Genomic DNA, 19,856 nt, shown 5'->3' with positions numbered 1-19,856 from the left:
GGACGACGCCCCTAAGGTGCCCTCAACCGACGAGGTGGGGATGGGGAATGGGCTTCTTCGACGGACTGACGGCCCCCGAGCCGGAGTTCGAACCAGTGGTCGGGCAGGCGCGGTTCGATCGCCTGGCACCGTGGGACGCATCCGTCCACGGACCACAGGCCCTTCCCGACGAGCACTGGCTGCCCACCTCGATCCCCGACGGGCGCGAGATCGGCGTGGGGCGATTCGTCCGGCTGCGACTGGAAGGCTTCGAGGCGTGGCCGGAGGCGATGACGTTCCGAGTGGTCGTCTTCGAGAGCCTGCGTTGTACGAACTCGCGTCGGGATCCGGGGGAATTACGGATCGGACTGTGCTTCGCCGACGGTCGGCGGGTCACCGTCCTGGACGGCGAACCGTGGCCACACCGCGCCCGCCCACGGCTGACGCTGACTCAGTCCACCACTCGATCCTCGACGTTCCGCCATACCAGGACCCTGACATTGGCCGGCATCCCGCCGACCGGGACGTTGTCGCTCGTGGTCGAATGGCCCGGCCACGGCGTCCCCGAGACCTGGACCGAACTCGACGCCGCCGCACTGCGGGACGGCGCCGCTCGCGCGGTTCGGATCTGGCGCGAGCTGCCGGTGGGGGATGTGGACGACACGGACCACGGGCACGGCCGGAAGGCGGTCGGCGATGAACCGCGGCCCGTCGATGCCGCTGCCGCGATCGGGTTGGGGTGGACCGCCCGAGGCCGGAGGGCGAACCTCGGTCGTGGTCTCGACGCGTTGATCCCCGCGAAGGGTCCCACGCCGAACCCCGAGCCCACTCGCGACCGCTACGAGTCCCGCGCCGACTGGGGTGACATCGACCCCGCCGACTGGACGGACCCGCGCCTGGTGCGCACACGCCTGGACGCGGGCGCCGATCCGGCGGCGTTTCCGGTATTCGGCCGACACCTGCTGCACCACATGGCGGCCGTGGGTTCCCCCGAAGTGGTCGCCTTGGTCGCCGAACGCATCGATGACGTCGACCTCCTCGACCGCTACGACCAAGTCACCCCGCTGTGGCATGCGGTCGCGTCGGGGCGTGCCGACAACGCCGCCGTGTTGCTCGCCGCCGGCGCGGATGCCTGGAGACCGGTCATCGGCACCCGTTCCCCCGGTCACCTCGCCCGAGTCACGCCGCTCGCGCCGCTGTTTCTCGACCTACCGGGTGCGGTTCCGCTCACCGACGCCGAACGAGCTGCCCAGGACGACGCCGACCGGCGACTGGCGGCCCTGAGCGGCATCTGCGCGGACGACCTCGGTGTCGCGTTCGTGGCGGGCATCGACGAAGACGAGGTGATCCGACGCCTGGGAGGCGATCCGATCCGGTGCCCGGTCCTGGACCTGGACCGCGAACCGGGCCGGTACGGCACCGGACCGGGCGGATTCGATCCGGACGACTTCGACGAGCTCGCCCACTGGGTCGGCATCACCGCCGTCGACGGGGGTTGCGCGCTCACCCAGCCGATGGTCGGCCTGTTGCCGAATCGGTCGGACGTCCTGATTCCCCTGTCGGTGGGTACGACCGCCTGGGGCATCTACTTCTGCACGGGAAAGGGTGCCCGCTGGTACACGGCCGCCCGCGACGGGTCGGACGAACGCTTCGGCGAATTGCGGTCGCTCCCGCGGCCGGACGAGCACGAGGATCGGTGGCTGTATCGGGAATGGCAGAACGACGGTTGTCGACGGGGTGACGCCGCGGCGCTCGCCTGTCTCAGTGCCCGCGCCGGGGTCCGCGTCCACGATCCGGCGGTTCTGGTCGGGCCCCCGAACCGTTGGCTGCGCCTGGCGCGTTGATGCCGCGCGATAGGAATCGGCGCACACCGAAGCGCGGAGACGACCGAGGCTCCGACGGGGCTCGAGTCCCATGGGCGGGGGCTTTCGGGTGCCGGCATCCCGAGTCACGATGCCGGCCCGCCGGCCCGCGCGGGACCTACGAAAGATGTGTGTTCGGGGGCGAAGGATGGGTGTGGGAGATACGAAAGTCGACGGCTTGTCGGGGTGAACCGGAACCGATCAAGCCAAGTCCCTAGCCCTACTCGGCCCGCCCCGTCGGGCGTTTAGTAAAGAGATCGTAAAGAAACCTTGGTGTCCTCTGTCTCTGCCGTCACTTGCGCCTCTAGTGTCCGGGACGCCCGGCCCCAACTCCCGCCGCCGCCGCCGTGACCCGACGGTCGATGGGAGGCAGGCGTCGGGTTCTGCCGAATCAGCTCGACGTCGTGGGCGCGTACGGCACCACAGCACCCTGATCGGCGTCGCTTCGCGTCCGGGATCACCTTCCGGGCGGAAGGGGGACCATCTTGAGTCGAGCGATACCCGGACGCGGTGGAACACCGCCGCGAGCCATCCGGCGTTTGCGTGGCCCGGTGACGTTATTGTCCGTCTCGCTCCTCGCGGTCACGGGACTGACCGCAGCGCCGGGCATCACGTCGTCCGCGGCGGCCGCGCGTGTGGACAACACCAAGGCCGTGTGGAATCCCGGTCCCGAGGACCAGTACTTCAATCCCGTCGAGGCCGAGGACGGCCGGGGCGGCGGGATCGACGCCGAGCAGGGCGGTGCCGACAAGGCCCGCAAGGCCAAGGAAGGACCCGGCCGCAAGGAACGCGAGGGCAACCCGCGCGCGGCAGCGCAACTGCGCCTGCTGGAGGCCGAGTCCCAGCGCACGGGCAAGAGCCCGGAGCAACTCAGGGCCGAGAAGGCCGGCTTGGCACCGGGCTCGAAGCAGGATGCCAAGCTGCTGACGGTTCTCGTCGAGTTCAACGAGAACGCCAACGACGACTTCTCCGGGTTCAACCGCCGGGCGAGTGTCACCGACCCCTCCTGTGTGCTCGAACCTCCGGGCACGATCAAGAACGGGCCGCTGCACAACAAGATCCCGGACCCGGCGCTCACCGGGCGGGACAACAACTCGCAGTGGGTCAAGGACTTCAGCCCGGAGCACTTCAACAAGATGCTCTACACCAAGCAGGGCATCACCGATCGTATGCGGCTGGATCTGACCGGTCCCGACGGCAAGCCGGGCATCGACATCTCCGGCTACACGATGAAGAACATGTACGAGGAGATGTCGGGCGGCAAGTACACCGTGTCCGGCACCGCCACCCCGTGGATCAAGGTCGCGCACTCCGAGGCGTGGTACGGCGCCGGCCGTTGCGGGCAGCGTGAGCAGGACATGGGCGGGCACCCGAACAACCCGGCGGGTGCGAGCCGGTTGGCGATCGACGCGGTGGACGAACTCGCGCGCAGCCAGCCGAACTTCCCGTGGGCGGACTACGACAAGGAGGACACCGGGGACGCGGACGGCGACGGGAACCTGCTCGAACCCGACGGCGTGGTCGACCACTTGGTCCTCGTGCACTCGGGCAAGGACAAGTCCACCGGCGGCGGCGCCGAGGGCACGTACGCCATCTGGGCGCACTCCAGCGCCGTGGCGGGCGGATACACGGTCCCGGGCACGCAACTGAAGGTCGCCAACTACATCGTGCAGCCGGAGGACTCCGGCGTGGGCGTGTTCGCCCACGAGTACGGCCACGACCTCGGTCTGCCGGACCTGTACGACAACTTCAGCGGTGGTCAGTCGGACGTCAACTTCTGGGACCTGATGGCCAACGGATCGCACTCCGGGCCGCTGTTCCAGTCGATGCCCGCGCACATGAGCGCGTGGTCCAAGTACTCGCTGGGCTGGCTGACGCCCGAGGTCCTGAAGGTGGGCGACAAGCCCGCGCTGGTCACGCTCGGACAGGCGGCCAAGACACCCAGGGGCACCAAACAGGCGGTGCGGGTCAACCTCCCGGACAAGGTGATCAGGTTCAGCACGCCGCACAGCGGTCAGAAGGCGTGGTACTCGAACAACGACCAGGACTGGGCGGACGTCAAGCTGGTTCGCGACGTCGCGGTCCCGGCGGGCTCCGACGTGAAGTTCCGCTGGTGGACCGACTATGTCCTGGAGGAGGACTGGGACTTCGGCTTCGTCGAGGTGTCCACCGACGGCGGCACCACCTGGACGCAGCTCCAGGTGCGTGACGAGGCCGGCACGCTCGTGTCGACCCCGCCGGACTACCCGGACCCCAACGGCAACCTCCGAGCCTTCGGCAAGAGCACCGGGTTGACCGGCGACAGCCACGGCTGGCGCCACGACCAGGTGGACCTGACGCCGTACGCGGGGCGGAACATCAAGCTGAGGATCGGCGTCGACACGGACGCGGCGACGCAGGAGAAGGGTTGGGTCGCCGACGACTTCTCGCTCACCAACGGCACCACCACGGTGTGGTCCGACGATGTCGAGCAGGGCGCCAACGGCTGGACTCCGCAGGGCGGTTCGTCCGGCGGCGGTACCAGGGGCGCGGGCTGGATCGTCACCGACGGCACGTTCAGCCGCGAGCAGTACTACCTGCTCGAGTGGCGCAACATGTCCGGCTTCGACCAGGGCCTGAAGTACACCTACACGTTCGGCGAGAACGGCAAGCGCGAGAAGCTCGCGTACAACGCGCCGGGCCTGCTGGTGTGGCTGCGGGACAGCTCGTACGAGAACAACGGCGTGCTGTTCAACATCGACAAGGCCCCGTCGTGGGGTGCCAAGGGCGAGTTGCTCCTGGTCGACGCGCACCCGGAGCCCTACCGCTTCCCGGACGCGCCGTCGAACCAGGCGGCCAACCTCGAACCCCGAGTGCAGTCGGCCAACGCGGCGTTCAGCTTCAAGGACACGCCCGGATTCCGGGCCTGCCGCACGGCCGGCGACCACTGCGCGCAATTCGCCAAGACGGAACCGGTGCGGTTCTTCTCCGACACGCTCGGCTACGCGCCGGGCGCGGAGGCCAACGGCACCGGCTTCGCACCCAAGGACCGCAACGGTTCGACCGTGGTCCCGGCGCGGGCGCCGTACTCGACCAAGGTCACCAAGACGGACGGCTCGCCGGACTTCGCCAACTACGGCAAGCCGTTCTTCTCCTCGGTGCTCGGCTCCGGAAACCCCGGGTGGGAGAAGGCATACGGCGTGACCGTGTTCCCGGTCCTCCCGTTGTCCGGTGACCAGGGCGCCGTCGTCTGGATCGCGCCCGCCCGCAAGTAGCCACAAGTCCGCACGTGTGCGACATCGGCCCCCACGACGCGCTTCCGGTCGTGGGGGCCGATGCATCGGGGGCGATCCGCGCACGGCCCGGGGCGCGGACGGGGCGGCCCGGGCGCGACCGGCTGCGCGGGGATAACATCCGCCGGATGGAGTTGCGTCAGTTGCGGTACTTTCTCGCGGTCCACGAGGAGCGGCACCTCACCCGGGCCGCGTACGCGCTGGGCATCCGGCCGACGTCGTTGAGCCAGCAGATCATCGCTCTCGAGCGCGTACTCGGGGCGCCGCTGTTCGTGCGTACACCGGGCGGTATGACGCCGACCGAGGCGGCCGACCGCCTGGTGGTGGACGCGCGGGCCGCTGTGGAGGCGGCGCGGCGGGCGAAGGAGTCGGTACACGGGCGACGCGTGATGCGCGCCGCGGTCACGCCGGGGGCGCCGCCCTGGGTCGCACCCGCGTTGTGGCGGGCGGCCGGGGAGTCCGCGCCCGAGATCGCCGACCGACAGACGGGCGAGCAACTGGTGCGGCTGCGCGCCGGCTCGTTGGACGTGGGGGTCGTGGTGCTGCCGGAGGACCTGCACGACCTCGCGTGCGCGGAGGTCGGCGACGCGGAGTTGGGAGTCCTGGTCGCCGGCGGGCATCGCCTCGCGCAGCGGGGCACGGTGGACTGGGCCGACCTGTCCGGGAGCGCGTTGTTGTGGTTCGCGCGGTCGTCGGCGCCCGGCTACCACGACGCGACGCGTGGGGCCTGGACGCGTGCGGGGTGGCGGCCGCGGGTGATCCGCGAAGGTTCACCGAGGCGTGCGTTGTTCACCGCCGAGTTGGCCGGCGACGACGACATGGTGGCACTGCGGCCCGCGTGGGACGCGCACGACGGAGACGGCCTGGTGTGGCTGCCGTTCGCGACGGACGCGCCGCGCATCCGGCACGCGCTGGTCTGGAACGCCGACGATCCGTACGCGGCGCGGTATGCCGCGACCGCCGCCGACCTGGTGCTTGAGGCGCGACCTCAGGCCCGTGCGGGTGCGCCTCGTGGACGGCGGGCGGTCGAAGGCGGTGTGCTGGGATCGACCGGGCCCGCCGCGTCGAGGATCCGATAGGTCGACGACGCCGGGGGCCGACAGCCAGGAGTCGAACAGGAGGCGTCCGCCATGGCGCTGACGGCATGGGGATTCATCTACACCGCTTCGGGCGCCGATCCCGACCGCGAGACCGTCGTCGTGACGCCCGACTGCCGTTCCGTGTTCGTCGGTGTGGACCGGCCCGAGCAGGCCATCCGAGTGACCCGGCGCCTGGTCGCGGAGGGTGTCCAACTGATCGAGCTGTGCGGAGGATTCGGGCCGGTGTGGGCCGCCAGGGTGATCGAGGCCGTCGGAGGCGCGGTCCCGGTGGGGGCGGTGGCGTATGGCGCGGAGGCGGTGGACCAGGTGCACGCGATCTTCACGTGAGGCGACGACCGGGGGCGTTCGCCTCGCGGCGCGCCGCGCGTGGTGGTGGTCCCGTCCCATGGGTCCCACGAGTGGTCCCGTGACGCCCCAGTGGGTACAACGGTAGACATGGCCGATGATTCCGGCCGATTTCGGGGTGCATCGGTTCAGTCACCGTCCGGCAGGCGCCGGCGAAGCGTTGCCGGGCAGGTCTTCGTCCTGCAAGTCGCCGTGGTGTTTCTGCTCGTGGCCGGCGCCGTGCTCGCGCTCGTGGTGCAGTCCCGGCACGACAGCGACCGCGAGGCCCGCAACCGGGCGGTCGCCGTCGCCCAGACGTTCGCCCACTCTCCCGGGGTCATCGCCGCGCTGCGTTCACCCGACCCGTCCGCGGTGCTGCAACCGCTGACCGAGGCGGGGCGGATGGCCGCCGGTGTGGACTTCATCGTGGTGACCGACACCCAGGGGATCCGCTATACCCACCCCAGGCCGGAACTGATCGGCCTGCCCGTCGTCGCCAACATCGAGCCCGCGCTGGCCGGGCACATGATCGTGGAGAGCGTGAACGGCCCGCTCGGCCGCGAGGTGCAGGCGGTGGTCCCGGTCACCGCCCCCGACGGCACGGTCGAGGGTGTGGTCGTCGCCGGGCTGCGGGTCAAGAACGTGACCGGCGTGGTCGACCGGCAACTGCCGATCATCCTGGCCACCGGCACCGCCGCGCTCGCCCTGGCCACCGGAGGGACCGCACTGGTGACCCGCCGGCTGCGGCGACAGACACGCGGCCTGGGCCCGGCCGAGATGACCCGCATGTACGAACACCACCACTCGGTGCTCCACGCGGTTCGCGAGGGCGTGCTCATCGTCGGCGCGGACACCCGACTGGTGCTGGCGAACGACGAGGCCAGACGACTGCTCGACCTCCCGCCCGACGCCGAGGGCCGGCGGATCGCCGACCTCCCCGGCCTCGAACCGGGCACGGCCGAACTGCTGATCTCCGGTCGTGTGGTCTCGGACGAGGTACATCCCGCCGGGGATCGATTGCTGGCGGTCAACCAGCGGCCCACGGATCGTCACGGCGGTCCGCGCGGCACGGTCGCGACCCTGCGCGACACGACCGAACTGATGACGCTCTCCGGCAGGGCCGAGGTGGCCGGCAGGCGGCTGAAACTGCTGTACGACGCCGGGGTGGCGATCGGCACCACCCTGAACATGGTGCGCACCGCCGAGGAACTCGCCGACGTCGCGGTCCCGCGATTCGCCGACTTCGTCACCGTCGACCTGGCCGCCCCGGTCCTGGACGGCGGGGAGCCGACCGGTAGCGGCGCGAACATGCGCCGCAGCGCCGTCGCCGGCATCCGCGACGATCACCCCCTGTACCCGCTCGGTACCCTGATCGACTTCGTCCCCTCGACCCCGCAGGCCCGCGGACTCGACAGCGGCCGGTCGGAGATCGTGGCCGATCTCGCGGCCGCGGACGACTGGCACGCCCAGGACCGGGAGCGGGCGGGAGCGATCGTCGAATACGGCATCCACTCCCTGATCACGGTCCCGGTCCAGGCGCGCGGCTCGGTGCTGGGCATGGCCAACTTCTGGCGGAAGGAAAAGCCCGAGCCGTTCGACCGGGACGACCTGTTCCTCGCCGAGGAACTGGTCGCGCGCGCCGCGGTCAGCATCGACAACGCCCGCCGCTACGCCCGCGAACACACCCTGGCGACGGCACTGCAACGCAGTCTGCTGCCGCGTGCCCTGCCCGCGCAGAGCGCGCTGGAGGTGGCCCACCGCTATCTGCCCGCGCAGTCCGGGGTGAGCGGCGACTGGTTCGACGTGATCCCGCTCTCCGGCGCCCGGGTGGCCCTGGTCGTCGGCGACGTGGTCGGCCACGGGCTGCACGCCGCGGCCACCATGGGCCGGCTGCGTACCGCGGTGCACAACTTCTCCACGCTCGACCTGCCGCCCGACGAACTCCTCAGCCACCTGGACGACCTGGTCGGCCGGATCGACCAGGACGAGGCGGACCCGGACGTCGGGGCCGGCATCATCGGCGCCACCTGCCTGTACGCGATCTACGACCCCGTGTCGCGGCGCTGCGCGATGGCCCGGGCCGGGCACCCGCTGCCCGCGCTGGTGCACCCCGACGGCAGCGTGGAGTTCCCCGACCTGCCCGCCGGGCCGCCGCTGGGACTGGGCGGCATGCCGTTCGAGACCATCGAACTGGAGGTGGCCGAGGGCAGTTCGCTCGTCCTGTACACGGACGGGTTGATCGAGGACCGCACCCGCGACCTGGACGTCGGGATGGGGCTGCTGCGTCAGGCCTTGGCCCACCCCGGCCGCACCCCGGAGCAGAGCTGCGTGGCGGTCCTGGACGCGCTGCTCCCCGAACACCCCAAGGACGACATCGCGCTGCTCGTCGCCCGCACCCGCACCCTGGGCGGCGACCGGGTGGCCGAATGGGAGGTGCCGTCGGATCCCGCCGCGGTGGCCGGGATGCGCGAGGTGGTCGCCGCGAAACTGGAGGAGTGGGGGCTGGGCGATCAGCTCTTCGGCACCGAGTTGATCCTCAGCGAGCTGATCACCAACGCCATCCGCTACGGGTCCGAGCCGATCCGGGTACGGCTGCTGCGCGACCGGAGCCTGATCTGCGAGGTGGCCGACGGCAGCAGCACCGCCCCTCACCTGCGCTACGCGGCCACCATGGACGAGGGCGGCCGGGGCCTGTTCCTGGTCGCCCAGATCGCCGCGCGCTGGGGTACGCGGTACATCCCCGAGGGCAAGATCATCTGGGCGGAACAGCCCCTGCCCGACCCCGCCGAAGCACACGCCGCCCGGGCACCCGCGGATACCGATCCCGCGGATACCGATCCCGCGGACACCGATCTCGCGGACCGGGGGACGGCCCCGGCGAGTGAACGGGTTTCGTGATGACGCGGCGGCCCGCCACCGTGTGGTGTGCCCTCTCCGGGAACACCTCGCGGTGGCGGACTTCCCGCGGGCGATCGCCGGTCAGGTGCCGGGTCCCACGGTCGGGAGGTAGCGCGGCGCGCGCCAGGCGTCGAGTCGGTGTTCGACCGCCGCCCCCAGGGACAGCAGTTCGCCGTCGCGGTGGTCGCCGGACATCAGCAGCAGGCCCACGGGCAACCGGTTCACCAGGCCGGCGGGCACCGACAACGACGGGTACCCGGCCACGGCCGCGGGGGTGGACGAGGGGATCACGTCGTTGTCGCCGCGCGCGCAGTCGGTCGTCCAGGCGGGCGGGTTCGTCGGCGAGGCGATCGCGTCCAGGCGATGGGCGGCCATGGTCTCGTCGATCGACCCGCGGGAGAGATCCTTCAACTCGGCGCGCGCGGCCCGGTATCGCGGGTCGGTGGTGGGCGGCGCGAGCAGGGCCTGCTCGAACAACTCCTGACCCGCGAAGCAGGTCTGCTCCGCCGGGTGGGTGCGGTTGAACTCGATCAGTTCGGCGAGGTCGCGCGGTCCCCGGCGGGTGGCGAGGTAGGCGTCGATGTCGCGGTGGAACACGCTCAGCAGTGCGGGGAACTCCAGTTCGGCGAGTCGCTCCTGGTAGGGGAGTCGCACCTCGACGACCTCGGCGCCCGCCTCGCGCAGGCTGTCGGCCGTACGCGTCATCAGGGCGTCCACCTCCGGCCCGAGCGAGGGCAGCCGCCACAGGCCGATGCGCTTGCCGCGCAGCGCGCGCGGGGCGTGTCGACGCCCGCGCGACATCGAGGGAGGCGGTGAGGTGCGGGACGCCGCCGCTGATCACCGCGAGGGTGAGCGCCGCATCGGTGACGTTGCGCGCCATCGGTCCCGCGGTGTCCTGCTCGGCGGAGATGGGCACCACGCCGGCCTGGCCGACCAGCCCCAGGCCGGGCTTGTGGCCGACGACACCGTTCGCCCCGGCCGGACACACGATCGAGCCGTCCGTCTCGGTCCCGATCGCCACCTGCGCCAAGGACGCGGCGAGCGCGGCGCCGGAACCGGACGAGGAACCGCACGGGTTGCGGTCCAACACGTACGGATTCCTGGTCTGCCCACCCACCGCCGACCAACCTGAAGTGGGCTTTGCCGCAAGGAAGTCGGCTCACTCGGACAGGTTCGTCTTGCCCAGGATCACCGCGCCCGCGTCGCGCAGGCGGGTGACCAGGGCGGCGTCGGCGTCCGGCGGGCTCCCGGCCAGTGCCAGTGACCCGCCCGTCGTCGGCAGGTCACGGGTGTTCACGTTGTCCTCGAGCAGGACGGGAATGCCGTCGAGCGGGCCGCGGGCCTCGCCGCGCCGATACCGGGCGTCGCCGGCCGCCGCCTGGCGCAGGGCGGTCGGGTCGATGCGCAACACCGCGTGGATCCTGGGGTCGACGGTCTGGATCCGCCACAGGTAGGCGCCGGTCAGTGCCGACGAGGTCAACGAACCGCGCGCCATGCGCGCCTGTAACTCGGGGATCGTCACCGTGTCCAGATCGACGCCCAGCCTCGGTGGCGAGCCCGCGGCGGCCGGCGAACCGCCGGCGTCGGCGGCCTCAGCGGGCGAACTCGGCGCGGTCACAAGGCATCCCGCGACGAGGGCGGCGGATCGCACTACACGGCGGTATCCGGCACAAGGTCACCGGGACGCCCGGACACCGGGTCACAGGGACGCCGGGTCGCCATCCGGCACGGCGCGCGACGCACCGGATGGGTCGGCGGGGTGCGGTTGCCTCGTTCGTCGGGTGCTTCGTGCTCACATCAGGTGGGCGCGGCAGGCCAGTTGTACCGCGAGGCGTTGTTGGGGGTCCTCCAGGTCCGCGCCGATCAGTTCGCCCACCTTGCGGACGCGTTTGGTGACCGCGTTGCGGTGCAGGTGCAGTTCGTCGGCGGCTCGGGCGGGCGAGCCCTGGTGATCGAGGTAGGCCTGTAGCGTACGCAGCAGCGGCGCGGCGCGCTGTGGGCCCAACGCCAGGACCGGGGCCAGGAGTTCGTGTACCGCCTCGCGGGCCGCGTCGGAGGAGTACCAGTCCAGCAACATCCGGTCCAGACCGGCCGCGTCGTGCGCGGCGATCGGACCGGACCCGCCGCCGCCCGAGCGCAACAGGGCGGTGCGGGCCTCGCGGGCCGACCTGCGCAGGCCCAGTACGCCGCGATGGGCCGCGCCCACCCCGCAGCGCAGGTCCGCACCCGGGTTGCGCTCGCGCAGCACCACCAGGAGCCGGCCGGCGTCGGCGAGCGTCGCGCGCATGCCGTCGCGGCCCGGGTCGGTGGGCTGTGATCGGGTCAGCACCAGCGCCTCGTCGACGCGCGCGGCGTTCCAGGTGACCGGACCCAGCGAACGCAACAGGCGCAACGCGAGCGGCCCGGCGGCCTCCAGCAGGCGGTATCGGTCGGTGCCGGCCAGGGCGATCGGCTCCACCCGCAGGGCCAGATGCCAACTGTCGACCGGCAGCCCCAGGGCCCGGCCGCGGCTGCCCAGGCGCAGCGCCTGGGCCTCGGGCACGGCCAGCAACTCGGCCAGGAGTTGGCCGCGCGAGCGCACCGGGACATCGTCGGCCGGGCCGGCCGCCGCGGCCAGCGCGCCCAGGGCGAGCACCGCACGCACGGCGCGGCCCGCCGCATCGGGTCGGTCCGGCGCGCTGAGCCAGACGTCGCCGTCGGGCCCGAGCGCCGACGCGCCGAACTCGCCCGGCTCCGGCGCACGCAGACCCACCGGCAACCCCAGGACCCGGGACGCGGCTCGGGCCACCCGCTCCGGGTCGCCCGCCACGGACGGCAACTCCCGGGCCGCCGCGTCCACCCGGGCCAGGGCGTCGGCCGCACCACCGCGGACCGCTCGATCCACCGCCAGCACCAGTGCGGCCAGGTCGCCGTCGGTGTGCAGGATCGCGACCCGGCCCCGGTCGGCCAGCGCGCGGGCGGTGGCCGGGACGGGCGAGTCGGGCGTGATGGCAGTCAGCACCAGGCCCGCCGCGCCGGCCGCCGCGAGATCGCGCACCGCCACGTCGAGCCGATAGCCGCTGAGCGGTGTGGTCAGCACGACCAGGCAACCGGCGGGCGCGTGCGCCAGGCGATCCGCGCGCGTCTCCAGCCGCACGTCGGTCAGCGGGACGGCGTCGGTCGGTCCGGCCACGACGACGATCCCGTCGGTGTCGGGGCCGGAAAGCAGGTCGGCGAGTGTGGTCACGGCGCCCAGTGTGCCGGCAGCACATCTTTCACTCGATCGGGTGCGTGTGGCACACATCCGACATGCCGCCTGTTCGTACCTTTGACCCATGGAACTCGACGCCGGACTGCTTCCGGACTTCGCGCGCGGCTGCGCCGTCCTGGGTTCGGGCGGCGGCGGGGCCACGTCGGTCACCCTCGCGGGCGCCCGGCAGGCGATCGTCGAGCACGGCCCGGTCCGGATCCTGCGCCCGCGGGACCTGCCCGCGGACGCGAGGGTGATGACGGTCGGCACCGTCGGCTCGTCCCCGGTGATGGCCGAGCGGGTCGGCGGCGTCGCCGAGGCACGGCGGATGCTGGACCGGGTCGAGAGGGTCCGGGGCGGACCGCCGGCCGCGCTGATGTCGAGCGAGATCGGCGGCTCCAACGGCTGCGTGGCGGTCGCCTGGGCCGCCCGCCTGGGTCTGCCGTTGCTGGACGCGGACAGCATGGGCCGGGCCTTCCCCCGGATGGACCAGAACGTGCTCGAACTCGCCGGGATCCGGGCCACCCCCGCCGTGCTCGCCGACGAACGCGGCCGCACCGTGGTCGTCGACCACGCCGACGGCCCCTGGCTGGAGCGGGTGGTCCGGGCCACGCTGGACGCGTTCGGCGGTCAGGCCGCCTGCTCGGACTACCCCCTGACGGCCGGTCAGGCCGCGCGGCACGCCGTGCCGGGCTCGATCCGCCGGGCGCTGGCCGTGGGCGCGGCGCTGGCCATCGGCGTACCCGGCGATCCCGCGCCGCCGATCCGCCGGGTGGTCACCGGCAAGATCGCCGCGATCGAGCGGGTCTCGCACGCGGCCACCGGGATCCTGGTCGAGGGCCTGGGCCGGGACCAGGGCCGGCTGCTGCGGGTCGAGGCGCAGTCGGAGTATCTGGCCGTCCTGGAGAACGGCCGTCCGGTCGTGGTGACGCCGGACATCATCGCGCTGGTGGAGACCAGGACGGGCGAGGCCCTGCAGGTCGAGGTGCTGCGCTACGGGCTTCGCGTGTCGATCCTCGCGTTGGACTGCGCCCCCGCCTGGCTGACCGAGGCCGGCCTGTGCCTCGGCGGCCCGGCGGCCTTCGGGCTGGACCTGCCCGATCCCGGGGAGGGCGTGCGATGAGCGACCTTCGCACGATCGGTGTGGACGTGGGCCCGACCCACACCGTCGGGGCACTGCCGGCCGGCGACGCGCCGGCGATCACGGTCGAGGTGCCCTCGGCGGAGCAACCGGTGGACAGCGTGCGGATCGCGGTGGCCGCGCTGCTGCGGGATGCCCCGCGCCCGGCGAGGGTGACCCACGTGGCCATCGCGCTGCGCAGCGCCGCGCACGCGGTCACCCGCCGCGAGGGGCTGACCCGGGTCGGCGTACTGCGCATCGGCGGGCCCGTCTCGGACGCGGTGCCGCCGCTGGCCGACTGGCCCGCCGACCTGCGCGCGGCCGTGCACGCGGGCAGCGCGATGGTCGAGGGCGGGGCCGGTCTGACCCGCGCCGACACCACCTTGCTCGACCGGGACGCGGTGGCCCGGTTCGCGGCCGGCCTCGCGGGCCGCGCCGACGCGTTCGCGGTCTCCGGGGTGTTCTCGCCGATCGACGACACCCAGGAACACGAGGCCGCCGAGATCATCCGCCGCGAGGCGGGCCCCGACGTGTTCGTCGGCCTGTCCGCGGGATTGGGCGGGTTGGGCCTGATCGAGCGCGAGAACGGCACGGTCCTGGACGCCGCGCTGTCGCGGCACACCGCGGCCCTCGCCGACGCGTTGACCTCCTCGCTCGGCGCCCTGGGGCTGGCGTCCGCGCCGATCCTGGTCACCCGCGGCGACGGCACCCTGACCGCGCTGGACTACCTGCGGCTGCACCCGAGCCTGGCGTTGGGCAGCGGACCGGCCGGCACGCTGCGCGGCGCCGGGCTGCTGACCGGGCTGACCGACGCGGTGGTCGCCGACGTCGGGGCGCGGCGGATCAGGGTGGGCCTGCTGGTCGGCGGCTTCCCGCAGGAGAGCAGACCCGGGGAGGTGGTCGGCGGCGTGCCGGTGAGCTTCCCGATGCCCGACCTGATCCGGGTCCCGGCCGAGGACCGCGACGCGTTCGAGGAGGCGGTGGACCGGATGCAACCCGGCGCGGCCCGACTGCCGCTGATCGTGGTCGGCGGCGGCTCGGCCGCGTTCGCCGCGACGACGGCCCCGGCCGCGCATGTCGTACGGCCCGAACACGGCCCGGTGGCCGGGGCGTTCGGGGCCGCACTCAGTCCGGTCGGCGGCGCCCACGAGCAGTTGGTGCGGGTCGGGGAGGCGGCGGAGGCGGACGCGATGGAGGAGGTCCGCGAAGGCGCGCGCCGCAGTGCGGTGCGGGCGGGCGCCGATCCGCGCCGGGTCGTCGTACTCCCGGTCGAACGGGTCCCCGTGCCCTACCTTCCCGGTCCCGCGTTCAGCCTGCGGGCCCGAGCGGTGGGACCTCCCGCGCCGCTGTGAGCGGCCCGCCGAACGTACGCGCGGAGCACCACCCGTCCCGGTGAGCCGCGGCACGACACCACGCACACCCGCCGGGCCCAGGGCGGGACTTCCACCCCCCGCCGAGCTCCACGACGCCCGGCAGCACACCTCGCCGCCCGGCGACGTCCCCTTCCGGTCCCAGGAATTCGTGCCGGTCCCCAGGAATCCGAGGAAACGCATGACCACAGACAGCAGAACGACCGCCGCGGGCACACCCTCGCCCAAGGCCGTCGACGCGGGTGCGCCCCACGCGTCGGGCCTGGACGAGGACTATCCGCTCGAGCGCGTGCCGCAGTCCGCGCGCTACTCGTGGTTCAACGTCGCCATCCAGCGCTTCGGCCAACTCTCCGACCTGACCCAGTTCCTGCTCGGCGCGACCCTGGGCGCCGGGCTGAGCTTCCGGGGTGCGTTCTGGGCCTTCACGCTCGGCTCGGTGATCCTGGAGGTGGTGTGCGTCTTCGTCGGCATCGCCGGGATGCGCGAGGGCCTGACCACCTCGGTGCTGGCCCGCTGGACCGGGTTCGGCCGATACGGGTCGATCCTGATCGGCCTGGTGATCGCGGTCAGCCTGTTCGGCTGGTTCGGCGTGCAGACCGCGGTGTTCGCCGCCGGGCTGCACTCGCTGGTCCCGGGCGTGCCGTTGTGGGGCTGGTGCCTGATCACCGGACTGGGCGTCACGATTCTGGTGCTGCGTGGGTTCCGCGCGATGGGCTGGACGGCCTTCGTCACCGTGCCGGCGTTCCTGGGCCTGGCCGGCTGGGCGATGACCGTGGAGATCTCCCGGCACAGCATGGGCGATCTGGTCGCCTCCCCGCCGTTCGGCGAGCACATATCGATCGCGACCGGCGCGACGATCGTGGCCGGCTCGTACATCGTCGGCGCGGTCACCACACCGGACATGACCCGGTTCAACCGCTCCACCGCAGACGTCGTCAAGCAGACCCTGGTCGGCATCTCGCTGGGCGAGTACGTACTGGGCCTGGCAGGTGTGCTGCTGGCGTACGCGGTCAAGTCGTCCGACGTGATCGCCATCATCACCGCGTCCTCCGGCGTCGCGGGTGTGCTGATCCTGGTGTCGGCCACCGTGAAGATCAACAACTGGAACCTGTACTCCGCCGCCCTGGGCCTGATCAGTGCCGTCGAGTCGACGATCGGGGTACGCCTGAACCGCACTGCCGTGACGATCGCCATCGGCGTACTCGGCAGCCTCGCCGCCGCCGCCGGCATCCTGGACCGGTTCACCGACTTCCTGACCGTGCTCGGCGTGGTGACCCCGCCGATCGCCGGAATCATGGTCGCCGAGTACTTCGTCACCAAGCGCTGGCGTGCGCAACTGGACGCCTCCCGCGCGATCGGCCGACTTCCGGAGACCGAACCCTCGTGGGTGCCCGCCACGATCGTGTTGTGGACCGCCGCCTCGCTGTTCGGTTGGTTGTGCGAGCACTACCAGTGGGCGGGAGTGCCGGCGCTGAACTCGCTGCTGGCCGCCGGCCTCGGATACATCGTGGCCGGCCGGCTGAACCTGGTGCAGCCGCACCGCGAACTGCCGGTCGAGCAACCGGCCCACCCGGCCGCGGCCCGCGAGATCGCGGCCGCCGGCGAAGCCGCCGCAACCCCTGCCTGAGCACCCCACTCCGCCCGTTTCGGCAAGAGGAACCACCACATGCGCATCGGAATCGACGTCGGGGGCACCAACACCGACGCCGCCCTGCTGAGCGACGACAACCACGTCGTCGCCGGCACCAAGTCACCCACCACCGCCGACGTCACGTCGGGCGTGGCCGCGGCCGTCGCCGCACTGCTGGCCGCACCCGGCGCCGACGGGCGGCCCACCGATCCGGCCGCGGTGGACGCGGTGATGATCGGCACCACGCACTTCCTGAACGCGCTGATCGAGGGCGAACGGCTGGCGCGGGTCGCGGCCGTCCGGCTCGGCCTGCCCGCCACCGAGGCGCTGCCGCCGATGGTCGACTGGCCCGAACGGCTGCGCGAGGTGGTCGGCGGCGGCACGTATCTGTGCCACGGCGGGCGGGAGTTCGACGGTCGGATGATCTCGCCGCTGGACCCCGACGAGTTGCGCCGGGTCGCGGCGGACATCCGGGCCCGGGGGCTGACCACGATCGCGATCAGCTCGGTGTTCTCGCCGGCGGCGGCCGAGGACGAGATCCGGGCGGCGGAGATCCTCACCGGCGAACTCGGCGACGTACACGTGTCCCTCTCGCACGAGATCGGCCGGGTCGGCCTGTTGGCGCGCGAGAACGCGACGATCGTCAACGCCTCGCTACGGGAGCTGGCCGAACACATCGTGGACGCGTTCGGCGCGGCGCTGGTCGGCGCCGGGATCGGCGCGCCGTTCTTCATATCGCAAAACGACGGCACGCTGATGGACGTCGCGCACGCGCGGCGCTATCCCGTCGCCACCTTCGCCTCCGGGCCGACCAACTCGATGCGCGGCGCGGCGTTCCTGTCCGGACTCACCGACTGTGCGGTCGTGGATGTGGGCGGGACCACGGCCGACGTGGGCATTCTGGTCGGCGGTTTCCCGCGGGAGGCGGCGGGCGAATCCGAGGCGGCCGGGGTGCGGACCAACTTCCGCATCCCGGACGTGCTTTCGCTCGGCGTCGGCGGCGGCTCGCTGGTCGCCGCCGACGGCGAGGTCGGGCCGCGCAGCGTGGGCTACCGGTTGACCGACGAGGCCCTGGTGTTCGGCGGCGACACGCTGACCGCCACCGACCTGGCCGTGGCCGCCGGCGCCGCCGACATCGGCGACGCGGGCGCGGTGGCCGGGGTGGACCGGGCGTTCGCCGAGCGCGCGCTCGCCCGGATCGCCGAACGGCTGGCCGAGACGGTGGACCGCATGCGCACCTCCGCCGCGCCGCTGCCCGTGGTCGCGGTCGGCGGCGGCAGCGTGCTGGTCCCGGGTGGTCTGCCCGGCTTCCCGGACGTGCGGCGACCGGCCCACTTCGATGTGGCCAACGCGGTCGGCGCGGCCATCGCGCAGGTCGGCGGTGAGGTCGACCGGGTCTTCCGGGTCCCGGAGGGCAAGCGTGACCAGGTGTTGGCGACGGCCCGGGACGAGGCGGTGCGCCGGGCCGAGGAGTCCGGCGCGCGGCCGGGGACGGTGCGCGTCGTGGATGTCGAGGAGGTGCCGTTGGCCTATCTGCCGGGTGGGGCGACGCGCATTCGGGTGAAGGCGGTGGGGGAGCTCGACCTCGGGCGGCCGGTCTCGGCGTACCGCGTGTCCGGTGCGCGGGACGAAGGTGCGCTGAACGATGGCGTGTCGAACGTGGGTGTGTCGAACGTGGGCGCGGAGAAGCTTGGCGCGTCGGACGTCGGTGCCGAGAAGCATGGCGCGTCGGATGCCGGCGCGGAGAACGATGGTGCGTCGAAGGACGGCGCGGAGAAGCACGGTGCGTCGAACGTGGGCGCCGAGAAGCACGGCGCGTCGAACGACGGCGCGCAGGACCACGACGCGCGGAACGGAATTCGCACGCATGCGTGAGATCGGCATCGAGCAGTTGGCGGATATCGCGCGTGGCGCGGGCATTCTGGGTACGGGCGGCGGCGGGGATCCGTACGTGGGCATGCTGTTGGCGCGCGAGGCGGTGCGGCGGTACGGCCCGGTGACCGTGCTCGACATCGACGAGGTGCCGGCGGACGCGACCGTCGTGCCGATCTCGTCGATGGGCGCGCCGACGGTGTTGCTGGAGAAACTCCCCTCCGGCCGCGAGGAGATCAACGCGCTGCGCGCCTTGGAGGCGGTGCTGGGCCGTCGGGCCACCCACCTGGTGCCGATCGAGATCGGTGGCGTGAACTCGATGATCCCGTTGGCCGCCGCGGCACACACCGGGCTGCCGATCGTGGACGGCGACGCGATGGGACGCGCCTTCCCGGAGGCGCAGATGGTGTTGCCGGGCCTGATCGGGGTGCCCAACTCACCGATGGCGCTGGCCGACGACAAGGGCAATACGGTCGTCGTCCAGGCGGTGGACAACACCGAGGCCGAGCGGATCGCCCGAGCCGTGTGCGTCGAGCGTGGTTGCCAGATCTCGTGCGCCGACACCGTCCTGCGCGGCGACCAACTGCGCGACGGCCTGGTCCCGGCGACGCTGACCCTGGCCGAGAACCTGGGCCGCGAGGTCCGCCGGGCTCGCGCCGAACACCGCGATCCGGTCGCGGCGGCCTGCGAACTCCTGGGCGGCGTACAGCTTTCGGCCGGAAAGGTGGTCGACGTCGAACGCCGCACCGAGGGCGGGTTCGCGCGCGGTCGGGCCCGGCTGGAGGGGGCCGGCTCGGTACTGGAGCTGGACTTCCAGAACGAACACCTGCTCGCGCGCCGCGACGGCCGGGTGGTCGCCACCACCCCGGACCTGATCTGCGTGCTGGACACCGAGACGGGAGAACCGGTGACCACCGAATCGTTGCGCTACGGACTGCGCGTCACGGTGCTGGCCGCCCCGTGCGACCCGCGCTGGCTGACCCCGGCGGGGCTGGCACTGACCGGGCCGCGCTATTTCGGGTACGACCTGGACCACCACCCGTTGATCGGGTGAGCGCGCGTGAGCCCGGCGGGCGGGCCGGGTGGGCCGGACCGCCCGCCGGGCTCGCCGCGTGGGGCCGTCGCGACCGCGTCGACCGCTGCCGGCGCACCACCCGACGGGCGGTTCTCCTCGATCCGCCTGCCCGCTTTGGTTCGACG

Annotated in this window: 10 protein-coding genes and 2 pseudogenes; 10 read left to right on the top strand and 2 right to left on the bottom strand. The window is 72.6% G+C overall.

Annotated features, from left to right (window positions below):
* Window positions 1-47: 47 nt before the first annotated feature.
* The 5 genes from OG948_RS42125 (at window position 48) to OG948_RS42105 (ending at window position 9,435) form a co-directional block, all read left to right on the top strand.
* Window positions 48-1,823, top strand: coding sequence for an ankyrin repeat domain-containing protein (locus OG948_RS42125; protein ID WP_331770264.1), 1,776 nt, complete (start codon window positions 48-50; stop codon window positions 1,821-1,823).
* A gap of 569 nt (window positions 1,824-2,392) precedes the next feature.
* Entirely contained in the window at window positions 2,393-5,095 is a 2,703-nt protein-coding gene (locus OG948_RS42120; protein WP_331770263.1) for an immune inhibitor A domain-containing protein, read from the top strand.
* A 146-nt stretch (window positions 5,096-5,241) separates the two neighbouring features.
* The gene (locus OG948_RS42115) at window positions 5,242-6,192 is read left to right on the top strand and encodes a LysR family transcriptional regulator (protein ID WP_331770262.1); all 951 of its coding nucleotides are present in this window, start codon (window positions 5,242-5,244) and stop codon (window positions 6,190-6,192) included.
* A 51-nt stretch (window positions 6,193-6,243) separates the two neighbouring features.
* Entirely contained in the window at window positions 6,244-6,540 is a 297-nt protein-coding gene (locus tag OG948_RS42110; protein WP_331770261.1) for a DUF6506 family protein, read from the top strand.
* Window positions 6,541-6,648: 108 nt separating this feature from the next.
* The gene (locus OG948_RS42105) at window positions 6,649-9,435 is read left to right on the top strand and encodes a SpoIIE family protein phosphatase (protein ID WP_331770260.1); all 2,787 of its coding nucleotides are present in this window, start codon (window positions 6,649-6,651) and stop codon (window positions 9,433-9,435) included.
* Window positions 9,436-9,516: 81 nt separating this feature from the next.
* Here the strand turns inward: OG948_RS42105 and OG948_RS42100 are convergent.
* Both OG948_RS42100 and OG948_RS42095 read right to left on the bottom strand, forming a co-directional pair.
* A pseudogene (locus OG948_RS42100) lies at window positions 9,517-11,086 on the bottom strand (amidase family protein).
* A 141-nt stretch (window positions 11,087-11,227) separates the two neighbouring features.
* A complete protein-coding gene (locus OG948_RS42095) occupies window positions 11,228-12,661 on the bottom strand; it encodes a helix-turn-helix domain-containing protein (RefSeq protein ID WP_331770259.1) in 1,434 nt (477 codons plus the stop codon).
* A gap of 88 nt (window positions 12,662-12,749) precedes the next feature.
* On the opposite strand from OG948_RS42095, the gene OG948_RS42090 reads away from it, so the two are divergent.
* From OG948_RS42090 to OG948_RS42070, 5 genes and pseudogenes are all read left to right on the top strand, one after another.
* On the top strand, window positions 12,750-13,787 hold the full coding sequence (locus OG948_RS42090) for a DUF917 domain-containing protein (RefSeq protein WP_331770258.1): 1,038 nt from the start codon (window positions 12,750-12,752) through the stop codon (window positions 13,785-13,787).
* Window positions 13,784-15,136, top strand: coding sequence for a hydantoinase/oxoprolinase N-terminal domain-containing protein (locus OG948_RS42085; RefSeq protein ID WP_331770257.1), 1,353 nt, complete (start codon window positions 13,784-13,786; stop codon window positions 15,134-15,136). Before OG948_RS42090 ends, OG948_RS42085 begins: the two co-directional genes overlap by 4 nt.
* 199 nt (window positions 15,137-15,335) lie before the next feature.
* Complete coding sequence (locus OG948_RS42080) at window positions 15,336-16,781, top strand: cytosine permease (RefSeq protein ID WP_331770256.1); 1,446 nt, start codon at window positions 15,336-15,338, stop codon at window positions 16,779-16,781.
* Between the two features lie 39 nt (window positions 16,782-16,820).
* A pseudogene (locus OG948_RS42075) lies at window positions 16,821-18,374 on the top strand (hydantoinase/oxoprolinase N-terminal domain-containing protein); the annotation flags it as partial.
* Between the two features lie 277 nt (window positions 18,375-18,651).
* Window positions 18,652-19,710, top strand: coding sequence for a DUF917 domain-containing protein (locus OG948_RS42070; RefSeq protein WP_331770255.1), 1,059 nt, complete (start codon window positions 18,652-18,654; stop codon window positions 19,708-19,710).
* Window positions 19,711-19,856: the final 146 nt, after the last annotated feature.

Source organism: Embleya sp. NBC_00888, from assembly GCF_045207655.1.
Classification (GTDB): Bacteria; Actinomycetota; Actinomycetes; order Streptomycetales; family Streptomycetaceae; genus Embleya.
Note: the sequence above shows the minus strand (reverse complement) of the source record. Positions and strands in the feature narration are given on the sequence as shown.

What these genes read in the sequence shown, in the direction of transcription:
- OG948_RS42125 (WP_331770264.1), top strand. Translation starts at nt 48, where the DNA reads ATGGGCTTCTTCGACGGACTGACGGCCCCCGAGCCGGAGTTCGAACCA.
- OG948_RS42115 (WP_331770262.1), top strand. Translation starts at nt 5,242, where the DNA reads ATGGAGTTGCGTCAGTTGCGGTACTTTCTCGCGGTCCACGAGGAGCGG.
- OG948_RS42110 (WP_331770261.1), top strand. Translation starts at nt 6,244, where the DNA reads ATGGCGCTGACGGCATGGGGATTCATCTACACCGCTTCGGGCGCCGAT.
- OG948_RS42105 (WP_331770260.1), top strand. Translation starts at nt 6,649, where the DNA reads ATGGCCGATGATTCCGGCCGATTTCGGGGTGCATCGGTTCAGTCACCG.
- OG948_RS42090 (WP_331770258.1), top strand. Translation starts at nt 12,750, where the DNA reads ATGGAACTCGACGCCGGACTGCTTCCGGACTTCGCGCGCGGCTGCGCC.
- OG948_RS42085 (WP_331770257.1), top strand. Translation starts at nt 13,784, where the DNA reads ATGAGCGACCTTCGCACGATCGGTGTGGACGTGGGCCCGACCCACACC.
- OG948_RS42080 (WP_331770256.1), top strand. Translation starts at nt 15,336, where the DNA reads ATGACCACAGACAGCAGAACGACCGCCGCGGGCACACCCTCGCCCAAG.
- OG948_RS42070 (WP_331770255.1), top strand. Translation starts at nt 18,652, where the DNA reads ATGCGTGAGATCGGCATCGAGCAGTTGGCGGATATCGCGCGTGGCGCG.